The organism is Aestuarium sp., from assembly GCF_023253315.1.
Classification (GTDB): Bacteria; Pseudomonadota; Alphaproteobacteria; order Rhodobacterales; family Rhodobacteraceae; genus Marivivens; species Marivivens donghaensis.
In genome coordinates this window covers 1-708 of sequence record NZ_JALRGW010000146.1, presented here as the reverse complement: position 1 = coordinate 708, position 708 = coordinate 1, and the positions used below count along the sequence as shown (strand labels likewise).

At 49.0% G+C, this 708-nt stretch carries 1 protein-coding gene; it reads right to left on the bottom strand.

Annotation, left to right across the window (positions count from 1 at the left end; all coding sequences use genetic code 11):
- Positions 1-248: 248 nt before the first annotated feature.
- A partial coding sequence (locus AC1QQ2_RS14705; RefSeq protein WP_479713706.1) for a hypothetical protein occupies positions 249-708 on the bottom strand: 460 nt, incomplete at its 5' end.

The following is a 708-nucleotide window of genomic DNA, read 5'->3' as shown; positions in this document are numbered from 1 at the left end:
CACGCCCAACTAATGAAAGGTGCCCCATATAGGTCCTAAGACATCGTTCAGCAACAGTTTATCGTGATTCGTCGATTCCTGTACACACGAGCAGCTTTTGTGTTTTTGGCCCCAAATCGGCACTGGGGCAGCACGGGGTTTTATCGGAAGTTCCCGGCTCGAAAAGCCCTTCAAAGTCCGCTGGGAACCAGATGCACGGAAACCAAGATCAATATGGACCTACTGGACCGGCATTTCAAGTCCCGGGGTCATGCGGCCTCTATCTCGTTCTGCTTTGGTGGTCGGCGGTGGTACCCCCCAAATTCCGATCCACCTGTAATGCTTAATTTTTCATCGGCAAAGATATCAAGATGTCGGCATTTGAATGCCCGGGTGAGTGCTCTGCTACTGCTCAAGTAGTCCAGTCTTAATTTGGATGCTTGATCATCCAAAATGCTTCGCGGTATGCTCATTTGCTGCTTATTAGAGATTTCCCCTGGCGTTGCCGTGCAAAACACCGATAGAAATGGATTAAGCAATTGGTATATATTTTTGGCTTCGGCAAAATTCTTAAAGTTTCCTTCGGTAAAAATGCTTAACAGCGGCGGTGCTTGAACTCGAACTCGAACTAATACAATCCCAGATGGCACAGAAGCCAGCGCTGTGGGGTGAACTGCTGTATAAGAGGCGGTGCTTAATGTTGGCCCCATGCTGTCGCCCATGGGGTTG